This window comes from Microbacterium sp. Bi128 (assembly GCF_918698205.1).
Genome location: NZ_CAKKMM010000882.1, coordinates 1 through 2,130, shown reverse-complemented (window position 1 = coordinate 2,130; position 2,130 = coordinate 1). Strand labels below are relative to the sequence as shown.

The 2,130-nt window shown below is 65.0% G+C and carries 2 protein-coding genes; one reads left to right on the top strand and one right to left on the bottom strand.

Translation table 11 applies throughout. From position 1 onward, the window contains the following. Positions 1-647 (bottom strand): sugar phosphate nucleotidyltransferase (locus tag LQV45_RS27590; protein ID WP_374208310.1); only part of this gene is annotated, 647 nt, incomplete at its 3' end. A gap of 102 nt (positions 648-749) precedes the next feature. Between LQV45_RS27590 and glgA the strand changes: the two genes are divergently transcribed. Further along, the gene (gene glgA, locus LQV45_RS27585; RefSeq protein ID WP_230010038.1) at positions 750-1,955 is read left to right on the top strand and encodes a glycogen synthase; all 1,206 of its coding nucleotides are present in this window, start codon (positions 750-752) and stop codon (positions 1,953-1,955) included. Positions 1,956-2,130: the final 175 nt, after the last annotated feature.

The window sequence follows — 2,130 nt, the reverse complement described above, 5'->3', positions numbered from 1 at the left end:
ACGTGGAGGGCTTCGATCAGGGCATCGTCGTCGAACACATAATTGCCCATGGAGGCCAGGAACTGGCTGGGGTCGGCCGCGAGGCCGGGAGTCGACGACGGCTTCTCCACGAACGCGGCAATTTTGTCCGGGTTGTCCGCATCGGTTTCGATCACGCCGAACTGGTCCGCCATGTGCAGCGGCTGGCGGACCGCGGCGACCGTGGCCTTGGCCCCGCTCGCGACGTGCTGCGCCACCATCTGGGAGAAGTCCATCCGGTAGACGTGGTCTGCGCCGACCACGACCACGATGTCGGGGTTGGCGTCGTGAATGAGGTTCAGCGACTGATAAATGGCGTTGGCGCTGCCTAGGAACCAGCTCTTGCCGACGCGCTGCTGGGCCGGGACCGAGGCCACATAGTTGCCGAGTTGGGTGGACATCCGCCACGTTTCGGAAATGTGCCGGTCAAGGCTGTGGGACTTGTATTGCGTCAACACCACAATTTGCAGATAGCGGGAATTCACAAGATTTGAAAGGGCAAAGTCAATGAGCCGGTAGCTTCCGGCAAACGGGACACCAGGCTTGGCCCGGTCCGCCGTCAACGGCATGAGCCGGTTTCCCTCGCCACCTGCGAGGACAATTGCCAAAACTCTCTTTTGATGCGGCATGGTGATAGCTCCTGAACGCCTTCGTTACTCCCCAATACAGTCCGGCATGCCCGAACGTCTTCACACTAGATCAGTTCCACCGTAACGACTACCTTGGTGCATGTGCGAATAGATATTGTGACCAAAGAATTCCCGCCGGAAATTTACGGCGGCGCCGGGGTCCACGTGGCCGAGCTCAGCCGAGTGCTGGCCCAACGCGTGGACCTTCAGGTGCGTGCCTTCGGCGCGCCCCGCGAGCCCGGGTATCACGGAGCGACCGTCACGTCGTATCCCGTGCCCGAAGACCTGGGCTCTGCAAACGCCGCCATCCAGACCCTCGGGGTGGACCTGAGGATCGTTCCGGACATCGCCGGCGCGGACCTGGTCCACTCCCACACCTGGTATGCCAACATGGCCGGACACATCGCGTCGCTGCTCCACGGCATCCCGCATGTCCTCAGCGCGCACAGCCTGGAGCCGCTGCGCCCGTGGAAGGCCGAGCAGCTCGGTGGCGGCTACGCGGTGTCCTCCTGGGTGGAAAAGACCGCCTACGAGGCCGCGGCCGCCATCATCGCCGTCTCGGAAGGCATGCGCCAGGACATCCTGCGCAGCTATCCGGACGTTGACCCGGCCAAGGTCAAGGTGGTCCACAACGGCATCGATGTCAGCCAGTGGAACCGGGACAAGGCTGATGACATCATCCGTCCGCTCGGAATCGATCCGGAGCGCCCCAGCGTTGTTTTTGTGGGCCGGAACACCCGGCAGAAGGGCGTGCCGTACCTGTTGCGTGCCGCCGCCAAGCTCCCGGCCGACGTCCAGCTGGTGTTGTGCCTCGGTGCCGCGGATACCCCGGAACTGGCGGCCGAGACGGCACGCCTGATCGAGGAGCTGCAGAGCCAGCGCAGCGGCGTGATCCTGATCGAGCGGATGCTGCCCCGCAACGAGGTCATCCAGGTGCTCAGCCACGCGACCGCGTTCGCGTGCCCGTCCATCTACGAACCGCTGGGCATCGTCAACCTTGAGGCGATGGCGTGCGGTGCCGCCGTGGTGGCCAGCGCCACCGGCGGTATCCCGGAGGTCGTCGAGCACGGCAAGACCGGACTGCTTGTTCCGATCGAGCAGGTCACGGACGGCACCGGAATCCCCCTGGACCCGGAGAAGTTCGTCACCGACTTTGCCGAGGCCCTCATCGAAGTGGTGTCCGATCCTGCCCGGGCGCGCGCCATGGGCGAAGCCGGCCGGCGCCGGGCCGAGGAGCACTTCTCCTGGGAATCCATCACGGAGACCACGCTCGAGGTCTACCGCTCGGTGCTCCAGCAGGGCTCCTGACCCCGCGACGGAACAGCACCACAGCGTCACTGCACTGCGGAGTCACTGCACTAAAGAGTCACTGCACTGCGACGACGGCGCCGCCCCGGCTGAGGGGGCGGCGCCGCCGTCGCATTTCGGCTGGGTCAGCCGCGGGCTTTGGTGCCCTGGGCCTTGGTGCCGTGAGCTTTTGTGC